The 17,716-nt window shown below is 65.4% G+C and carries 14 protein-coding genes and 1 tRNA gene; 10 read left to right on the top strand and 5 right to left on the bottom strand.

Annotated elements, in window-relative coordinates:
• Positions 1-4 precede the first annotated feature (4 nt).
• Both HCO70_RS18580 and HCO70_RS18575 read right to left on the bottom strand, forming a co-directional pair.
• A complete protein-coding gene (locus tag HCO70_RS18580) occupies positions 5-742 on the bottom strand; it encodes a 4Fe-4S dicluster domain-containing protein (RefSeq protein WP_172298936.1) in 738 nt (245 codons plus the stop codon).
• Positions 739-3,579: a molybdopterin oxidoreductase family protein gene (locus HCO70_RS18575; RefSeq protein WP_172298934.1), complete on the bottom strand. Its 2,841-nt coding sequence runs from the start codon at positions 3,577-3,579 to the stop codon at positions 739-741. Before HCO70_RS18575 ends, HCO70_RS18580 begins: the two co-directional genes overlap by 4 nt.
• A gap of 330 nt (positions 3,580-3,909) precedes the next feature.
• On the opposite strand from HCO70_RS18575, the gene HCO70_RS18570 reads away from it, so the two are divergent.
• The gene (locus HCO70_RS18570) at positions 3,910-6,120 is read left to right on the top strand and encodes a choice-of-anchor Q domain-containing protein (protein ID WP_172298932.1); all 2,211 of its coding nucleotides are present in this window, start codon (positions 3,910-3,912) and stop codon (positions 6,118-6,120) included.
• Positions 6,121-6,134: 14 nt separating this feature from the next.
• Here HCO70_RS18570 and HCO70_RS18565 read toward each other — a convergent pair whose 3' ends face one another.
• Entirely contained in the window at positions 6,135-7,502 is a 1,368-nt protein-coding gene (locus HCO70_RS18565; RefSeq protein WP_172298930.1) for an oligosaccharide flippase family protein, read from the bottom strand.
• A 292-nt stretch (positions 7,503-7,794) separates the two neighbouring features.
• Positions 7,795-7,871: transfer RNA gene (locus tag HCO70_RS18560), tRNA-Met, on the bottom strand.
• A gap of 390 nt (positions 7,872-8,261) precedes the next feature.
• Between HCO70_RS18560 and HCO70_RS18555 the strand changes: the two genes are divergently transcribed.
• From HCO70_RS18555 to HCO70_RS18540, 4 genes are all read left to right on the top strand, one after another.
• On the top strand, positions 8,262-9,293 hold the full coding sequence (locus tag HCO70_RS18555; RefSeq protein WP_172298928.1) for an endonuclease/exonuclease/phosphatase family protein: 1,032 nt from the start codon (positions 8,262-8,264) through the stop codon (positions 9,291-9,293).
• A 4-nt stretch (positions 9,294-9,297) separates the two neighbouring features.
• A complete protein-coding gene (locus tag HCO70_RS18550; RefSeq protein ID WP_172298926.1) occupies positions 9,298-10,008 on the top strand; it encodes a glycerophosphodiester phosphodiesterase family protein in 711 nt (236 codons plus the stop codon).
• On the top strand, positions 10,005-10,865 hold the full coding sequence (locus tag HCO70_RS18545) for an endonuclease/exonuclease/phosphatase family protein (protein WP_172298924.1): 861 nt from the start codon (positions 10,005-10,007) through the stop codon (positions 10,863-10,865). The genes HCO70_RS18550 and HCO70_RS18545 overlap by 4 nt, the downstream gene beginning before the upstream one ends.
• Positions 10,866-11,001: 136 nt before the next feature.
• Positions 11,002-11,607 carry an exopolysaccharide biosynthesis protein gene (locus tag HCO70_RS18540; protein ID WP_253913362.1) on the top strand — a complete coding sequence of 202 codons (606 nt, stop codon included), beginning with the start codon at positions 11,002-11,004 and terminating at the stop codon, positions 11,605-11,607.
• 2 nt (positions 11,608-11,609) lie between these two features.
• Here HCO70_RS18540 and HCO70_RS18535 read toward each other — a convergent pair whose 3' ends face one another.
• The gene (locus HCO70_RS18535) at positions 11,610-12,506 is read right to left on the bottom strand and encodes a zinc ABC transporter substrate-binding protein (RefSeq protein ID WP_253913361.1); all 897 of its coding nucleotides are present in this window, start codon (positions 12,504-12,506) and stop codon (positions 11,610-11,612) included.
• An 88-nt stretch (positions 12,507-12,594) separates the two neighbouring features.
• On the opposite strand from HCO70_RS18535, the gene HCO70_RS18530 reads away from it, so the two are divergent.
• The 5 genes from HCO70_RS18530 to HCO70_RS18510 all read left to right on the top strand — a co-directional run bounded on the left by HCO70_RS18530 (position 12,595) and on the right by HCO70_RS18510 (position 17,676).
• Complete coding sequence (locus HCO70_RS18530; RefSeq protein WP_172298920.1) at positions 12,595-13,071, top strand: transcriptional repressor; 477 nt, start codon at positions 12,595-12,597, stop codon at positions 13,069-13,071.
• Positions 13,068-13,811 carry an ATP-binding cassette domain-containing protein gene (locus tag HCO70_RS18525; protein ID WP_172298918.1) on the top strand — a complete coding sequence of 248 codons (744 nt, stop codon included), beginning with the start codon at positions 13,068-13,070 and terminating at the stop codon, positions 13,809-13,811. The genes HCO70_RS18530 and HCO70_RS18525 overlap by 4 nt, the downstream gene beginning before the upstream one ends.
• Complete coding sequence (locus tag HCO70_RS18520) at positions 13,808-14,605, top strand: metal ABC transporter permease (RefSeq protein ID WP_172298916.1); 798 nt, start codon at positions 13,808-13,810, stop codon at positions 14,603-14,605. The genes HCO70_RS18525 and HCO70_RS18520 overlap by 4 nt, the downstream gene beginning before the upstream one ends.
• A gap of 419 nt (positions 14,606-15,024) precedes the next feature.
• A complete protein-coding gene (locus HCO70_RS18515; protein WP_172298914.1) occupies positions 15,025-16,380 on the top strand; it encodes an ABC transporter substrate-binding protein in 1,356 nt (451 codons plus the stop codon).
• A gap of 51 nt (positions 16,381-16,431) precedes the next feature.
• The gene (locus HCO70_RS18510) at positions 16,432-17,676 is read left to right on the top strand and encodes a sugar ABC transporter permease (RefSeq protein ID WP_172298912.1); all 1,245 of its coding nucleotides are present in this window, start codon (positions 16,432-16,434) and stop codon (positions 17,674-17,676) included.
• Positions 17,677-17,716: the final 40 nt, after the last annotated feature.

The raw sequence follows: 17,716 nt of genomic DNA, 5'->3' as shown, positions 1-17,716 counted from the left end.
CCCCTCAGCGCGACAGGGCCCGGTCGGCCCAGGCGAAGAGTTTTTCGAGGCGCGAGCCGGTGTTTGCGGGTGCTTCCTCGGCCGCCTGCGGCAGCGGCTCCACGGGCTTTCGCGGCGGCAGGTACTTGTTGACGGGCTTGTAGCCGAACTCCTCCAGCAGGTTGAAACCGCCGCGTTCCTCGACCGACTGCGACACGTCGCTGTCCGGATCGCCGAGATCGCCGAAGGCCCGCGCGCCGGTCGGGCAGGCACGGACGCAGGCGGGGATGCGGTCTTCCTCCGGGATGGTCTCGTTATAGATGCGGTCGACGCAGAGGGTGCATTTCTTCATCACGCCGTGATCGTAATCGTATTCCCGCGCGCCGTAGGGGCAGGCCCAGGAGCACAGCTTGCAGCCGATGCAGGTGTCCGGGTTCACCAGAACGATGCCGTCTTCGACGCGCTTGTAGCTGGCGCCGGTGGGGCAGACGGTGACGCAGGCGGGCTCCTCGCAATGCAGGCAGGAGCGCGGGAAATGCACGGTGCGCGACCAGTCGCCGTCAGTCACTTCGAAGCTGTGGACGCGGTTCAGCCAGGCGCCGGACGGGTCGGCGCCGTAGGGGTCGTGATCCGACAGCGGGGCGGAATATCCGCCGGTGTTCCATTCCTTGCAGGAGGTTACGCAGGCATGGCAGCCGACGCAGATGTCGAGGTCGATGACGAGGCCGAGTTTCCTTTCGGTGCTGTTGGGAAGCGAGGTCATGTCCGGTCCCGGAACTTTGCGCCGTAGGCGAGCTTTTCGGGCGCTGGAGGCTGGCTGTCATTGCCCAGCGGCTCGAACAGCGGCTCGGTGCCGGTGCCGTCGGCCTTCTCGATCTTCACGCGCAGGTCGAACCATGCCGCCTGCCCGGTGATCGGGTCGGAGTTGGAGTAGCGGTAGCCGCCGCCACCTTTGGGCAGCAGTTCCGAGATCAGGTGGTTCAGCAGGAACCCCTCGTTCGATTCCGGCGCGTCGTCGTCCAGCCCCCAGGCGCCGCGGCGCTTGCCGATGGCGTTCCAGGTCCAGACGGTGTGCGGGTTCACGCCGTCCATCAGCCGGACCTGGCATCTGACGCGGCCGAGATGCGAGGTGAGCCAGACCCAGTCGTCGTCCTCGATACCTATGCCCTGGCCCACGGATGTGTGGATGTAGAGCCGGTTCGCCGCCGTGATCTGCCGGAGCCACGCATTCTGCGAGCCCCAGGAATGGTACATATGCATCGGCCGCTGGGTGATGGCGTGGAGCGGGAAGCCCTCGACCATCTGTTCCTCGAACGGTGGATACCAGAAGGGCAGCGGGTCGAAATGGTCGACGATGCGCTTGCGGTGAGTGTCGGGGGGCTGTTTCGGCCCGTGGCCCAGCGCGGCGAGGCGGAACTTCTGCAAAGGTTCGGAATAGAGCTGGAAGATCGTGGGATCGGCGGACATGCGGATGCCCTTCTCGATCCCCCAGTCGAGGTAGCCGCGGTTGGCGTGCCGGAAATAGGAATGCTCCGGCGCGATGGGCAGGCCGAAGAAGCTGCCGTTGTCGAGATAGCGTTGCAGCTGGTCGGGGTTCGGCGCGCCGACGGCGGATGCGCTGCCGTCCTCGCCGCGCCACCCGGCGAGCGGGCCGATGCCCGGCTTGCGCTGGTGGTTGACCATGTAGTCGGGATATCCGCCGGGATATTTCGGCGAGCCGTCCTCGTTGGTGAAGGCCGGCAGGCGGATGCGGTGGCCGAGGTCGATCAGCACCTCCTGAAACCCGCGCACGTCGCGGTCGGGTTCGACCACGGGGTGGCGGATGGAGTCGGCGACGAGGTCTGGTTCGGAGATGGGACGGTCCAGCAGCGAGATGCAGTCCCACCGTTCCAGATAGGTGGTGTCGGGCAGGATCAGGTCGGCGAAGGGGACCGTTTCCGAGTAGTAGGCGTCGGAATAGATGATCCTCGGGATCTTGTATTCGCCGTTCTCGTCCTTCGCCGTCAGCGCGTCGAGCGTGCCGGGCACGTTCATCGACGAGTTCCACGCCATATTCGCCATGTACATGAACAGCACGTCGATGCCGTAGGGATCCTTCTTCGCCGCGTTGTTGATGACCATGTGCATCAGCCCGTGCGCCGACATCGGCGCGTCCCAGCTGAAGCCCTTGTCGAGACGACTTGGACCGCCCTCGTCGGTCAGAAGCAAGTGCTCGGGGCCGTGCGGAAAACCGAGGTGCGGGCCGCCAAGCGGCATCTCGGGCTTGATGTCGCCTGCCGCGCCGTGGGGCAGCAGGTTGGGCGGGGTCTGTTTGGGGTATGGCGGCTTGTAGCGGAAGCCACCGGGGCAATCGATGGAGCCCAGGAGGATCTGCAGGATGTGGATCATCCGGCAGGTCTGGAACCCGTTGGAATGGGCCGAGATGCCGCGCATGGCGTGCATGCTGATCGGGCGACCGATCATCTTGTCGTGCCTGCGCCCGGCCCAATCGGTCCACGGGCGGTCGAGCACGATCTCTTCCCTGAACGCCACATGCGCCAGTTCGGCGGCGATGCGGCGCATCTGGTCGGCGGGGACGCCGGTGCGCTCGGCCACGGTCTCAGGCGAATAGTCCACCGACAGGTACCGCTCCGCCATCAGCTCGAAGACGGGCCGGACCGTGCGGCCGTCGGGGAGGGTGTAGCTGCCGGTCAGCGCCGGCTGGATCTCTGCCGCGCGGCCATTGCCGAAAGCGCCGGTGCGCTTGTCCCAGACCATCGGATTGCCGGCCTCGTCGCGGGCGAAAAGGCCCTGCGTGGCGCCCTCGTCCTGAACCACCAGCCATGGCGCGTTGGTGTAGCGGACGAGGTAGTCGAGGTCGATCTGTTCGGTCCGGAACAGCTCGTAGATCAGGGCGCCGACGAACAGACCGTCAGTGCCGGGCCGGATACCGACCCATTCGTCTGCTACAGCGTTGTATCCGGTGCGGACGGGGTTGACCGAGACGATCTTGGCGCCGCGTTCCTTCAGCTTGCCGATGCCGATCTTGATCGGGTTGGAGGCGTGATCCTCTGCCACCCCGAACAGCATGAAGTACTTGGTCAGCTCCCAGTCGGGGTCGCCGAATTCCCAGAACGCGCCGCCGAAGGTGTAAAGCCCGCCCGCCGCCATGTTGACGGAACAGAACCCACCGTGGGCCGCGAAGTTCGGCGTGCCGAACTGCATCGCCCAGAGCCCGGTCAGCGACTGGCTCTGATCCCGGCCGGTGAAGAAGGCAAGGCGTTTCGGATCGGTCCTGCGGATCTGTCCCAGCCAGTCGGCCGCGGTATCCAGCGCCTCGTCCCAGCTGATTTCCTTGAACTGCCCTGAGCCGCGTGGCCCCACCCGCTTCAACGGCGCACGCAGCCGGGCGGGCGAATAATGCTGCATGATCCCGGCGGATCCCTTGCCGCAGAGCACGCCCTTGTTCACCGGGTGATCTCGGTTGCCCTCGATATAGCGGACCTTGCCATCCTTCAGATGCACGTCGATCCCGCAGCGGCAGGCGCACATGTAGCAGGTGGTCTTGCGCAGCGTGTCCCCCACCGGACGGCTTAGCTCGATATCTGGCTGCACTCCCATGCGGGCATTGTTAATGCGGGATATTCGCCGCGCCAATGGGCGATTGACCGTAAGGCGGTCCGGTTGCGAAATTGGCATCACCCCGTTTCGTGCAACCGGTGCCCAATCCTTCGCGCATCAGCGCAAAGCTTGTGCGGCGCCATGCGGCAAGCCGCCGATTGCCGAACTTGTCGTTGCGGGATCCTAACCGGGAAAATACAATTTTAGGTGGTGCAGCACTGCCATTTCTCGCCAATTCAGCAATCCAGCGCGAGGTCTCGAACAGTCACATTGACCGGAGACCAGATCCATTCGGCTGCACCCGGTCTGTCCGGATAAGGGGAGTTATCCATGGCAACTTTAGTGGTCACCACGCTGGCGGACGAGCCGCTGACCTCCAGCACGTCGCCCGACCTGGCAACCGAATCCGGTGACGGGGCCGGCCTGTCGCTGCGCGAGGCGATCGGTCTGGCAGAGGCCGATCCCGACGCCGATACGATCCTGTTCGCCGAGGATCTCGCCAATGGCCGCATCGCCCTAGCGGGCCGGACGTTGGAAATCACCACCGACATCACCATCGATGGCGACGCCATCGGCGGCACCACCAGCCGCATCGTCGTGGACGCGGAGCACAGCACCAAGGCGTTCACCGTCCGCGACGGCGTGGTCCAGTTGTCCAACTTCGACATAACCGGCGGCGGCGATCCGACATCTGAATCCTACGGCGTCGGTGATGGCGGCGGCGTATGGGTCGGGGCCGATGCGGACCTGACGATTGTCGACTCGCGCATCTACGGCAACATCGCCGGCGCCCCGAGCGGCAGTTACGGCGGCGGCATCTACAACGAAGGCACGCTGCATGTCCTGGGCTCCGAGATCTTCGGCAACTCCGCTGGTGTCAGCCGTGCAGCCTCCTCCGGCGGCGGCATCGCCAACATGGGCACGCTGTACCTGGAAGACACCTCGATCACCGACAACCACACCTCCGGCAGGGTGATCGGCAATGGCGGCGGCCTGCTGAACTACGGCACGACCTATGCCACCAACATTCTGATTGCCGGTAATGCCGGTCTGCTCGGCAGCGGCATCTACAATGCCGGTACCTTCATCGCCAGCGGCGCCACCGTTACCGGCAACACGATGGCCGACACCTTCTACAGCGGCACGACCGGGATCTACAATTCGGCGGAAATGACGCTGATCCAGTCCACCGTCACCGCGAACAAGGGGCCGGATATCACCAACAGGGCAGAGCTGACGCTGGCCAACAGCATCGTGCCGGAATCGCCGGGCTGGATCGTCTACAAGGAGGGGCGCAACATCATCGGCGCCGGGGTTTATGACGGTGACACGCTCGTCGGCACCGTGGCGCTGACGGACATCTTCGCCGATATCGGCCCGAATGGTCCCATGCTTACCGACAATGGCGGCCCCTTCCCCACGCTGGCGCTGCGCGCCTCCAGCGACAACCCGGCGCTGGATTCGGGCGACGATGCGCTGGCGACGGATGCGCTGGGCGCCGCCCTGGTCACAGACGCGCGCGGCGAGGGGTTCACGCGGTTCACCGACCTTGCCTTTGCCGGGGTCCCGGGCGGCAACCGCGTCGACCTCGGTGCCGTGGAACTGGCCCCGGATTTCGCCGACGCGCTGGAAGTCGGCGGCGATCCCTTCGCCGTTCTCAGCTACAGCGGACGGCAGGATCACGGCACGTTCGAGATCGACTCCTACGGCCTCAGCCTGATCCAGACCGGCAACGCCTGGAACCATGTGGCGGTGGACTATGACGTCACCGAGGATACCGTCCTGACCTTCCGCTATCGGACGATGGTAGAGGGCGAGATCCACGCGATCGGTTTCGAGAATGACGACCGGCCCGACGCCACCACCTTCTTTCAGCTCGACGGCAGCCAGCGTTTCGGGATCCAGGACTTCGCCGGCAGCACCAGCGAGTACACGCTGTCGTTCAACATTCCCGTGGGAGAGTATTTCACCGGCCATTTCGACCGCCTCGTCTTTGTCACCGATCAGGACGAGGTGCCGGCGGACGAGGCGGATCTGGCGATGACCTACTGGAACAATATCCAGCTGTTCGAGGACGTGCCTTACATGTTGATCAGCGGCGAACGGGCGCCGGTCAGTTCTTACAGCGAGGCGCAGGACCGGGGCAGCTTTGAGTTCTTCGACGACAACTATCCGTCGATCATGTTCCAGGGCTCCAATTCCTGGGTGAAGGCCGCCATCGACTACGAGGTAACCGAGGACACGATACTCGAATTCTGGTTCGACAGCACCGCAGAGGGCGAGATCCACGCGATCGGTTTTGACAATGACGACGTGCCGGACAGCGAGACCTACTTTGCCATTGCCGGCACGCAGGAGGGCTTTGGCATCCGGGATTTCCACGATTCAGACAATGTCGGCGCCAGCCTTGTCCACATCCAGATCCCGGTGGGCGACTATTTCACCGGTCATTTCGACTCGCTGGTCTTCGTCACCGACGACGATGCGAATACCGGCGCCGACAGCGTATGGGCCGATTTCACCCTGACGGAGTATCTGTGACGCGGAAGCGCCCGTCAGATCAGGCCCAGCGGCCGGATGCCCAGTTCCCGCGCCCACCAGACCGCGATTACCGACTTGATCGCGACCGATACCAGCATCCCCGCGGCGACACCGGCCATGCCGTAGAGCAGCCCCAGAGGCACCGCGGCGGCCAGAAGCGTGGCGAATTCCAGCAAGGTGACGATCATCAGGCGACGCTCGCCGCTGCCATAGGTCAGCAGCAGAGGCGCAGGCTGTACCAGCATCGCGGCCGTGATCGCCGTGGTCGCGATGACCAGCGCCGGATAGGCCTGTACGAAATCCGGCCCGAAATGCCCCAGCAGAGTCCGCCCGAACACGACCAGGATCGCCCAGGTCGCAAGACCAGTCATCAGGTTGATCTTCAGGGCACCGTTGATCAGTCGCTGCAACTCCTGCCTGCCCTCGGCGCTTTCGATCAGGGCGCTGATCCTGGGTATGACCGGGCGCAGCGGCCCGTCGGACAGGCGCGGTATGATCGCCACCATGGCCAGGACCGCGCCGTAATAACCGACGACGGCCTCGTCCTCGGCCACGAATTCCAGCACGATGAGGTCGAGTGACACGATGATGAGAGAGACGGCGGACGCCGCCATCAGGCGCTGCGATGCCGTCCGCCAGGTCTTTGCCTTTTCCGAGTCGAGCCCGGACGTCCGCGTCTGCCAGGCCTCTATCAGCGACGGGACCCGCTGCCGCACATAGAGGAACTGCATGCCCAGAAGTAGCACCGAGATCAGCAGCGCGACCGAAACCAGCAGCAGGTTGGTGGGCTCTGCGCCGATCACCGCGAGGACCATCCACCACCCCATAATGAAGAACAGGTGGCGGAAGATGTTCAGTGGCAGATAGCCCGCGATGTTGTGCTCGCTGCATTGAAGATAACTGGCGACCAGCAGGATCGCCGCGAGAAACGGCGCCTGGGAGAGCATAACCACCGCAAGGTGATAGCTTTCGATATGCTTAATGCCGGTGAGGTGCATATGCGCCACCGCCCAGGCGAGAGCAAAGCTGATGGCGATGCAGGCGAGAAACGGCCATTTGACGAACCGCATGTTCCAGCGAATGAAAGCAGCGGCATCGTGATTGTCATGGTGCCGGAGATACTGGGCGAGGAAGCGTTTGGCACTGGTCGCTGTCCCGACAAGGGCAAGCGAGGCTGCAATGCCAAGGATACGCAGGGCAAGCAACAGGTCGCCGTAGCGGTCCGCCGGCAGATTGCGCGCCAGGGTCAGGTTGACGAGATACTTGAGGACATAGGAAACCAGCGTCAGCACGAACAGAACGAGACCGACCTTTGCCAGCCTGCTGCTGCGGCTGCCCGCGTCGCGCACCGTGGTTTCCCGTCCAAGCTCTGCCGTCGGCATAGGTGTTGCTCCGTTCGTGGCACGGCACCGCACAGGCGCAGATACGGGTAAAAGGCACGACTTGATGAGGATGTCCCTGGCGGCCTGGCCGGCCGGTACGTCCCGCGCCCATATTTCGTTGTTATTGCCCGTCCAGACCGGACGGGGCGGGCTTTGCATCGCTCCAATAAACGGAATAGCAGCCCGGCCGCAAGCGCGAGTTTACGCTACGTCTCCGCAACTGCACATCGAAACGACGGATCGGGCCACGGGCCCGGGCCGTTGCCGCGTTTCGAATTCAAATCTGGAAAGGTGGTAGCGGAGGAGGGACTTGAACCCCCGACACAAGGATTATGATTCCTCTGCTCTAACCAACTGAGCTACTCCGCCGGAACCGCGGGCGTAGGTAAGCGAGCGGCGCGGGGCCGTCAAGTGGAGAAGTGAAGGGTTTTCGCGGCGTCGCAACGGCGGCTTGCAGCCGCGACAGGACAGTATGGTCGCGACCGGCGGGAGCCCGTGAATTTGTATTGAACCGCCCGGCGTTCGACCAGGCGACACATGAATGTCGCACGGGATTGACAGAGTGCGCGGTAAGGCATGCGTCCGGATGTTTCATTCACCGGATGTGCGGGCCGCAAGCCCGGCGGAAAGACCGGGCGGCAAGACAACTCAAGAACCACACGGAAGGAGGCGCCGCATTGGCACCTGTCGAGCTGAAAACACCGTCCGCATGCCGGGCAATCAGGGCCGATCTGGCCGCGCATCGGGACGCATCAGACCATGCGTGAGCCTGTCCGTGCCACCGTGGCGGAGATGATCATGCCTTCCGCGGAGCTCCGCGAAGACGCGCTGTCGCAATGGGGTTCGCAGGAGGCGCATGACCGCTTTCTCGCGAGCTGGCCCTGCCTGAACTCCATCGAGGTCGCGCAGCCGTCTGAAGCCGCCGATCCGGCGTCGGCCCTGACCGTCGCCGCCTGGAACATCGAGCGCTGCAAGTGGGTCGAACCCTCGGCAGGGGTTATCCGCAGGGCCGGCGCCGACGTGGTGCTCGCCACCGAGATCGACCTCGGCATGGCCCGCTCAGACCAGCGCCACGCCGCCCGCGACCTCGCCGCCGAACTGGGCTATGGCTACATCTATGGCGTCGAGTTCGTCGAGCTCGGCACCGGCGACCCCTACGAAACCTCGAAATTCGGCGACATACCGAACCTGCACGGCCTGCACGGCAACGCGATCCTGTCGCGCTGGCCGCTGCAGGACGTGGCCCTGATCCCGCTCGACGGCGGCGGCGCGTGGTTCGTGCGCTCACCCAAGGGTGACGGGCAGTACCGCATTGGCACCCGCATGGCGATGTCCGCGCGGATCGAGACGGCGACGGGGCCGCTGCTCGTCGTCTCCGTCCATCTGGAAAGTGAAAGCGACGAACACGGCCGCGCGGCGCAGATCGAAACCCTGCTTCAGCAGCTTGACCGGCTCTACGGCAGCCTGCCCGCGGTGATCGGCGGCGACCTTAACACCAGCTGTTTCTTCGACGGCAGCCCGGCGCTGGACTCGGTGCTGTCGGATCCCGCCGCCGCCGAGCCCTGTTTCGCGGTTGTGGAGCAGTACGGCTACGACTGGCGCGGCGCCAATACCGGCCGCATCACCACGCGCCCTGCCCCCTGGGCGACCGACACTCGCCCGGCCAAGGTGCTGGACTGGCTCTTTACCCGCGGCGTCACCGCCAGCGATTCCGCCGTTCACCCTGCGTTGTCCGAGGACGGCGCCTACCTTTCCGACCACGAGCTTGTTGCGACCCGTATCAGTCTGTGAGGCCATGAAGACGCGTATCGTCTGCCATCGCGGCGCCAGCCGTCAGGCGCCGGAAAACACCATCGCCTCCGGCCTCGCCGCGGCCGCGCTTGGGGGTGACATCATCGAACTGGACGTGCGGCAGTCGCGCGATGGCGTGCTTTATGTCCTGCACGACCCGACGCTCGACCGCACCACCGACGGCGCCGGCGCCATTTCCCGCGCCGACAGCGCCGATCTGGACCGGCTGGACGCGGGATCGTGGCACGGCCCGAAATTCGTCGGCGAACGCCTGCCCCGGCTCGACGACTTCTTCGACGCGCTGCGGGACAAGGTGGATTTCTTCGTCGAGGTGAAGCAGGCCGATGCGGGCGCCGTCGCCCGGTCGATCACCCAGGCCGGCCTGCGCGACCGCTGCATGGGGTTTTCCTTCGACGCCGCCATCCGCAGGGCGCTGACCGAGGCCGCGCCGTGGCTGAAGATGCTGGTGAACTGGCGCGATCTCGACGCGATCCCCGACGCGGCACAGCTCGGCTATTCCGGCATCTCCTTCGACGTGCCCGACGCCTCGCCCGAACGCCTGTTCCGGACCCGCAAGGCGGGGCTGGAGATAATGGTCTACACGCCCAAGCTGGATCTGCCCGCCTTTCGCGATGCGATCCAGTCGGGGGTGGATTACCTTAACATCGACTATCCGGATCTGGCCGACCGGATCCGAAGGGAACGCGTCAAATGAAATGTGTCAGCTACAACATCCAGTACGGGCTCGGGGCCGACGGCCGCTATGACTACGCCCGCATCGCGGCAGAGGTCGAAAGCGCCGACATCATCGCCCTGCAGGAGGTGGAGCGGTTCTGGCAGCGGTCCGGCATGGTGGACGGACCTGCCGTTCTGGCAGAGCACCTTCCGCACCATCACTGCGTCTTCGCCGCCAATCTGGACACGGATGCCAGCTACGAAGAAGGCGGCCGCATCGTCCACCGGCGCAAGCAGTTCGGCACGATGATCCTGTCGCGCTGGCCGATCCTGTCGGCACGGAACTTCCCGCTGCCGAAATGGGGCGAACGCGAGCATTACTCGATCCAGCAGGGCCTGCAGGAGGCGGTCATCGGCACGCCGCTGGGGCCGGTGCGCGTTTATTCCGTGCGTCTCAGCCACCTCGCCCCCTTCACCCGCCTGCCCCAGGTCGACCGCATCCGGGAGATCCTGGACGCGGCCCCCTACGAAGGCGGCGCATGGTGCGGTGGCAATCCCGATCCTTCGGCGGGCTGGACAGAGGAAGACGAGCCGCCGATGCCGGTGTCGTGGATCCTGATGGGCGACTTCAACTTCCTGCCGTCGACCGAGGAATACGCCCGCATGATCGGCGGTGTGTCGGACCGCTATGGACGCATGAGCAACCGCATGGGCCCGCTCGATGCGTGGGTCGTGGCGGGCCATGCAGAGGATGCGGGCAGGACGCATCCGCTGGCCGGCGGCCGCATCGACCATTGCTTCATCTCGGGCGACCTCGCCGACCGGGTTCGCGAGGTGACGGTGGACGAGGCCGCCACCGGGTCGGATCACTGGCCGCTCTGGGTGACGTTCGAATAACCCCACGGACGCAACGCACCGCGCCAGCCCATAGGCGATCCGCCGCCCATCGCGGCCGTTGCGCGGTCTTGCAAATCGGCACCCCTGCCCCATTTCGATATGCTGGTTTATATGTCGGCACGTGCCGGGAGTACGAATGGCAGACCTCACGATGCAGAACGAGGCAGGCAACATCCAGTCGGTTACGGACGTGGTCGACCGGATGCAAAGCGCCGCTGAAGGCGAGCATGTCACCGTGCGAGAGGTGGTCTCGGCACTGGGTGAGGCGTCGTTCCTGCCGGTCATGATGGCGCCGGCGCTGGCGGTGGTATCGCCGCTGTCGGGCATTCCGCTGTTCTCGTCGATCTGCGGGCTGACCATCGCGCTGGTGGCGATCCAGCTTCTGCTGAACCGCGATCACGTCTGGCTGCCGGATTTCCTGATGCGACGCCAGGTTCAGGCCAAGGCCCTGAAATCGGCCACGGGCTGGCTGCGCAAGCCTGCTGGCTTCCTCGACCGGCATTCACGCGAGCGGCTGAGTTTCCTTGTCCGCCGCCCGTTCAACTGGATCACCGAGGCCGCCTGCATGCTCTGCGGGCTGGCGATGCCGTTCCTTGAACTGCTGCCCTTCACCTCGTCGATCCTCGGCAGTGCCGTGGTGCTGTTCTCGCTGTCGCTGCTGGTGCGCGACGGCCTGATCTCGGCCATCGCCTTCGGCGTCATGGGCGGCGCGGCGCTGGTGGGCTGGCAACTCGTCGTCTGAGCTCAGGAACAGCCGGCCAGCCCGCCCGCGATAGAACGCATGAGGTCGCCGTAATACCCCGGACCGGCGGTCAGTTCCCGGCCCATCGTGTCGATCTCAACGATCTTCGCGCCGCTGCCTTCGGCCACGGCCTGGCCCAGCCCGGGCGTGGCGATGGGTTCCATCACGATGCAGGCATGCGGCGTGCCGGCGGCAAGCTCTCGCAGCGCCTGCAACTGGCGCGGTCCGGGGGCGGCTTCGCCGTTGGTCATCGCGCCGATGGCGGTCAGGCCGAACCGGGGTTCGAAATACTGCAAGGCGTCGTGATAGACGATCAAGTCGGCCTCGGAGGCACCGGCAAGGGTGCCGGACAGCTCTGTGATCAGGTCATCCAAGTCTGCCTGCGCCGCCTCGGCATTCGCGGCATACAGCGCGGCATTCTCCGGGTCAGCGTCCGCCAGCGTTTCGGCGATAACGCCCAGCCACACCCGCGCGGCTTCCGGGTCGAACCAGGCATGCGGGTCGGTCGCGCCGGCCGCGTGGCTGTGTCCGTGGCCGTCGTCTGCTTCACCGCCCCAGCGGTAGGGCCGCCGCTCCACCCCCTCGGCCTGTAGCAGCGGCACGGTCAGCGCATCGCCGGCAAGGGTGGAAAGCGCGCCAGTCAGCCACGGCGTCAGCTCTTCGCCCACCCAGAACACGACGTCCGACCCTTCCAGCGCGGCCGCTTCGGACGGGCGCATCGCGTAGACATGCGGCGAAGCACCGACCGGCAGGATTAGCAATGGCTCGCCAGCACCGTCCATCACCCGGGACACCAGCGCATGGACCGGGGGTATGTCGGTCGCAACCTTCGGCACCTCGGCCGCCGCAGCGCCCGCAAGGCTGGAAAATACCGTGCCGAATAACCATTTCCTCAACATTGCTTTCCCCATAGAGTGATAGTCCAGAGCACTTGATATGTGTTACAATATCACATATCAAGCGTGAATTGCCGAGAAAGCGAGTACCATGGATACAATCGGATTCGAACGGCACGACCACAAGGCCTGTATGCATGACGGGGTTGCCGCGGCGGAAGCATTTTGTGCCGAGCAGGGGCTGCAGTTCACTCCGGCGCGGCGTCGGGTGCTGGAAATCCTGCTGGAAAAGCATCGCGCGCTCGGCGCCTACGAGATCCTCGACATCCTGCGTGAGGAGGGGCTCGGCTCGCAGCCGCCCATTGCCTATCGCGCCCTCGACTTCCTAACCTCGAACGGCTTCGCCCACAAGATCGAGCGGCTGAATGCCTTCGTCGCCTGCTCGCATCCAAGCGAGGGGCATTCGCCCGCCTTCCTGATCTGCCGCATCTGCGGCAGCGTTGCCGAGGCGACGGCCGCCCCGGCCCGCGGCATGCTCGGCAAGGCCGCGAAAGAGGTCGGCTTCCGGATCGAACGTGCCGTGGTCGAGGCCGAAGGCGTCTGCCCGAATTGCCAGGAGGCGGCGTGAGCCTGATCGACATTCGCGGCCTGGCAGTGCGTCTGGGCGGGCGAACCGTCCTGCACGACGTCACCTTCGCACTCGAGCCCGGAGAGATCGTGACCATCGTCGGCCCCAACGGGTCTGGCAAGTCGACCCTGTTGCGCGCGATCATCGGCGCGGTTCAGCCCTCGGCGGGAATGGTCGCGCTGAAACCGGGGCTGCGCATCGGCTACGTACCGCAGCGCCTGCATATCGATCCGACCCTGCCGATGACCGTGCGCCGGTTCCTTGGCCTGCCGAAACACGTCACCGATGACGAGGCGCATATGGCCCTGCACGAGGCCGGCGTCGGCGATCTGGGCAAGCGCCAGATGACGGACCTTTCCGGCGGCCAGTTCCAGCGCGTGCTGCTGGCCCGCGCGCTGCTGGCACGGCCCGAGGTTCTGATCCTCGACGAGGCGACACAGGGCATGGACCAGCCCGCTTCCGCCGATTTCTACCGGCAGATCGAAACTGTGCGCCGCGATCTCGGCTGTGCCGTGCTGATGGTCAGCCATGAATTGCACGTGGTGATGGCGGCCTCGGACCGGGTGATCTGCCTTAACGGTCACATCTGCTGTCAAGGCGAGCCCGAGCATGTCGCCTCCGCCCCCGAATACCGGGCGCTGTTCGGTACCGGCACCCAGGGCGCGCTGGCGCTTTACCGGCACGAACACAGCCATTCGCACGAGCACGACCACCCGCATCCGCACGAGCACGCCGAATGAACCTGCTGGACAGCTTCCTGACCCGCGCGGCTCTGGCGGGTCTGGGCGTGGCCGTGGCTGCGGCCCCACTGGGCTGCTTCGTCGTCTGGCGGCGAATGGCCTATTTCGGCGATGCCACGGCGCATGCCGCGATCCTTGGCGTCGCGCTGGCGCTGGCCTTCGACCTGCCCATTTTCGCCGGCGTTCTGTTCATCGCGCTGACCATGGCGATGTCCGTCACGTTCCTTGCCAACCGGGGCCAGTCGATGGACACGCTTCTGGGCGTGATGGCGCATTCCGCGCTCGCATTCGGGCTGGTCGCGGTGTCGTTTCTCGAAGGCATCCGCATCGACCTGATGGCCTACCTGTTCGGCGACATCCTGGCGGTCGGCAAAACCGACCTCGCGGTGATCTGGGGCGGCACCCTGCTGGTCCTCGCGCTGATCGGCTGGCGCTGGTCGGCGCTGTTGACCGCAACGCTGAACCCCGACCTTGCGCAGGCGTCGGGCATCGACCCGAAACGTGAGCAGTTCGTGCTGACCATCGCGCTGGCGCTGGTCGTTGCTGTGGCGATCAAGGTGGTCGGCGTGCTGCTGATCGCGGCGCTCCTGCTGATTCCCGCGGCCACCGCGCGCCACTTCGCCATCACACCCGAACGCATGGCACTGCTTGCCGCCGGCATTGGCGGTGCGGCGGCGCTTGGCGGGCTGCGGGCGGCCTATGTCTTCGACACGCCGACCGGCCCGACCATCGTCTGCGTCGCGGCGATCCTGTTTGCCGCGGCCAATCTTCTGCAGGTCCTGCGCGCCCGCTGAACGGCGCGAAAACAGGCAGTCGGACCCGTCGCAACGGCCGGAAAAGCCTTCCGGATTCCCGGGCGGCACGGCGCCGGTCGGACCAAATGCCACGGGCTCGGTCGCGGCATCCCGCGACCGGTGGCAACCGGACCGGTCCAACCACGCATTTCCAGCCATTTCAGCCGCTTACGCCGCAGCGCAGAAACATGAGCGAACTGCATGCGACGCTACTACAGGCAGAAAAAAGCGCTTGCCCAAACCGCTTTGACCGGCCCAAGATACCCGCGGGAGGAGATGTCGCCATTGCTTTTTCCGCGCCATTCGAAATGCGCGCCGGCACCTGTCGGCGAATACGCCGCGCGGAGCTGGCCCGGTTCCCCGGGCCCGTCAGGCGGCCCCGCGAAATGAGACACCAAAGACGATCAGGGAGAAAGATCATGACTTTCGCAACCAGCAGAACCGCCCGGCTGATGGCCGGCGGAGCGATGGTGCTGGCGCTGTCGGCCACCGCTTCGCTTGCCGACATCCGCTTCTGGACCACCGAAGAGCAGCCGGAGCGGCTGGAACGGCAACAGCAGATGGCCGAGGCCTTCGAGGCCGAAAGCGGCATCGCGGTCGAGGTCATCCCGGTCACCGAATCCGAGATCGGCACCCGCGCCACTGCCGCCTTCGCCGCCGGCGACCTGCCCGACGTGATCTACCACCCGCTGTCGCAGGCCCTGCCCTGGGTCGAGGCCGGCATCCTCGACGCCGACGCCGCGACAGAGGTGATCGAGGCGCTCGGCGCCGATACCTTTGCCTCCGGCACGCTCAGGATGGTCGAAACCGACGACGGCTGGGCCAGCGTACCCGCCGACGGCTGGACCCAGATGATCGTCTACCGCAAGGACCTGTTCGAAGAGGCCGGGCTGGAACCGCCCTCGACCTATGCCAACGTGCTCGCCGCCATCGAGGCGCTGCACAACCCGCCCGACATGTTCGGCTTCGTCGCCGCCACCAAGGTGGACGAGGCGTTCATGAGCCAGGTGCTGGAGCATGTCTTCCTCGCCAACGGCGTGACCCCGGTGGATGACAGCGGCTTCAAGGGCTTCGACGAGGCGGCGACCGTCGAGGTGCTGGAATTCTACAAGGCCCTGGCCGAAGCCTCGCCGCCGGGCGAACTGTACTGGGACCAGTCGCGGACGCTGTACTTCGGCGGACAGGCGGCGATGATCATCTGGTCGCCCTTCATCCTTGATGAACTGGCCGGCCTGCGCGACAGCGCACCGCCCACGATCAACGACGACCCGACCTCGCCGGAACTGGCGTCGAAAACCGGCATCGTGACCAACTTCGCCGGCCCGTCGAACCCCGACGGCGCCGCGTGGTCCTCGACCAACCTGTTCGGCATTACCGCCGACGCGAATTACGACGAGGCGATCCAGTTCGTCGAGTATTCGATGGGCGAGGGCTATGAAAGCACGCTGGCGATCGCGCCCGAGGGCAAGTTCCCGGTACGCCGCGGCACGGCCGAGAATCCGAGCGAGTTCGTCGATCTCTGGGCCACCCTGCCAGTCGGCGTCGACCGCAAGGCGCCGCTGGGGGAGCTTTATTCCCAGGACATGATCGACGAGATCGTCGGCGGTCTCGACGTTGCCCAGCGCTGGGGCGTGGAAGAGGGCCAGCTTGCGCTCGCCTCCAAGCTCATCAACAGCCAGGTGATCAACCGGGTCGTGCGTGAGTATATCGACGGTCAGATCGACGCCGCCGCCGCGGTTGCCGAAATGAACGACGAACTCGCCACCATCGAGTAATCGGATCGGCCCATTCCGCGGCGCGGAAAGGGCCTTTTCACCGACGGACGCATGAGTACCGCGACCCCTCCGAAGACCACGGGCCCCCTTGCCCGGCGCGAGGCCCGGCTTGCCTGGGGCCTACTGCTGCCGACGATCCTCAGCGTCTCGCTGGTGGTCGTCCTGCCGCTCCTGTCGATCTTCTGGATCAGCTTTAAACCCATCGGTCTGGCCGACCTGCGCCCGCCCGCGCCGGTGGTGCGAGAATCGCTGCGCGGCCGCCCGGAAGCGCCCGGCGACCCGGCGGACCTGCAATACCGCCTGCGCAATTCATCGCAGGACAAGCCAATCCTCGGCGTGACGCTTACAGATACCATTCCCGAAGGGCTGGTTCTGGGCGAACTGGACCCGCGCTGCAGCCTCGACGACGCCACGCTGACCTGCGATTTCGGCGATCTCGAAGGCGGCCAGCGCGAGGAGGTCGAGATCCCGGCGACCGTGGAAGCGGCCTATTTCGAAAACGGCATCGATGCCGACGAAAGCGAGCCGGTGATGACCGGCAGTTCCGACAACATCCTGATCAACGGCCAGTTCACCCTCGACAACTTTGTCCGCATCTTCGACAGCGACGAGTTCTTTACCGTGCTCTGGGCGACGGTGTTCTACACCGTCTTCGGCACCGTCGGCGCTCTGGTCGTGGGCCTCTTTGCGGCGATGCTGCTGAACAAGTCGTTCAAGGGCCAGGGCTTTCTGCGTGGCCTGTACCTGTTCCCCTACGTGGCGCCGGTGATCGCGGTGGCCTTCACCTGGGTGACGCTGTTCGACCCGTTCTCGGGCTCTGCCAACGCGCTTCTGGTGCAGATGGGGATCATCGACCAGCCGATAAACTTCTTCGGCCAGCGCCCGCTGGCGCTGATCATGGTGACAGTGTTCGAGGTCTGGCGCTACTTTCCGCTGTCCTTCCTGTTCATCCTCGCGCGAATGCAGTCGATCGACACCGACATGTACGAGGCCGCCGACATGGACGGCGCCTCGCCCTTCCAGCAGTTCTGGTTCCTGTCGCTGCCGCAGCTTCTGGGTATCCTGTCGGTGCTGTTCCTGCTGCGCTTCATCTGGACCTTCAACAAGTTCGACGACATCTTCCTGCTGACCGGCGGCAGCGCCGGAACCCGGACGCTGACCGTCAGCGTCTACGAGCAGGCCTTCGCCGTGGGCAATATCGGCGCCGGTGCCGCAGTGGCGGTGGTGATCTTCTGCGTGCTGCTGGTATTCTCGATCTTCTTCCTGAAATACGTCAGCCGGGAGGAAGGGCTGTGAGCGCGGTGCAAACGGCACGTGCGGGAGCGAGGGGCCAGCC

The organism is Pseudoruegeria sp. HB172150, assembly GCF_013184805.1.
Classification (GTDB): Bacteria; Pseudomonadota; Alphaproteobacteria; order Rhodobacterales; family Rhodobacteraceae; genus Psychromarinibacter.
This window is presented reverse-complemented; position numbering and strand designations above follow the sequence as displayed.

What these genes read in the sequence shown, in the direction of transcription:
- HCO70_RS18580 (WP_172298936.1), bottom strand. Translation starts at nt 742, where the DNA reads ATGACCTCGCTTCCCAACAGCACCGAAAGGAAACTCGGCCTCGTCATC.
- HCO70_RS18575 (WP_172298934.1), bottom strand. Translation starts at nt 3,579, where the DNA reads ATGGGAGTGCAGCCAGATATCGAGCTAAGCCGTCCGGTGGGGGACACG.
- HCO70_RS18570 (WP_172298932.1), top strand. Translation starts at nt 3,910, where the DNA reads ATGGCAACTTTAGTGGTCACCACGCTGGCGGACGAGCCGCTGACCTCC.
- HCO70_RS18565 (WP_172298930.1), bottom strand. Translation starts at nt 7,502, where the DNA reads ATGCCGACGGCAGAGCTTGGACGGGAAACCACGGTGCGCGACGCGGGC.
- HCO70_RS18555 (WP_172298928.1), top strand. Translation starts at nt 8,262, where the DNA reads ATGCGTGAGCCTGTCCGTGCCACCGTGGCGGAGATGATCATGCCTTCC.
- HCO70_RS18550 (WP_172298926.1), top strand. Translation starts at nt 9,298, where the DNA reads ATGAAGACGCGTATCGTCTGCCATCGCGGCGCCAGCCGTCAGGCGCCG.
- HCO70_RS18545 (WP_172298924.1), top strand. Translation starts at nt 10,005, where the DNA reads ATGAAATGTGTCAGCTACAACATCCAGTACGGGCTCGGGGCCGACGGC.
- HCO70_RS18540 (WP_253913362.1), top strand. Translation starts at nt 11,002, where the DNA reads ATGGCAGACCTCACGATGCAGAACGAGGCAGGCAACATCCAGTCGGTT.
- HCO70_RS18535 (WP_253913361.1), bottom strand. Translation starts at nt 12,506, where the DNA reads ATGTTGAGGAAATGGTTATTCGGCACGGTATTTTCCAGCCTTGCGGGC.
- HCO70_RS18530 (WP_172298920.1), top strand. Translation starts at nt 12,595, where the DNA reads ATGGATACAATCGGATTCGAACGGCACGACCACAAGGCCTGTATGCAT.
- HCO70_RS18520 (WP_172298916.1), top strand. Translation starts at nt 13,808, where the DNA reads ATGAACCTGCTGGACAGCTTCCTGACCCGCGCGGCTCTGGCGGGTCTG.
- HCO70_RS18515 (WP_172298914.1), top strand. Translation starts at nt 15,025, where the DNA reads ATGACTTTCGCAACCAGCAGAACCGCCCGGCTGATGGCCGGCGGAGCG.
- HCO70_RS18510 (WP_172298912.1), top strand. Translation starts at nt 16,432, where the DNA reads ATGAGTACCGCGACCCCTCCGAAGACCACGGGCCCCCTTGCCCGGCGC.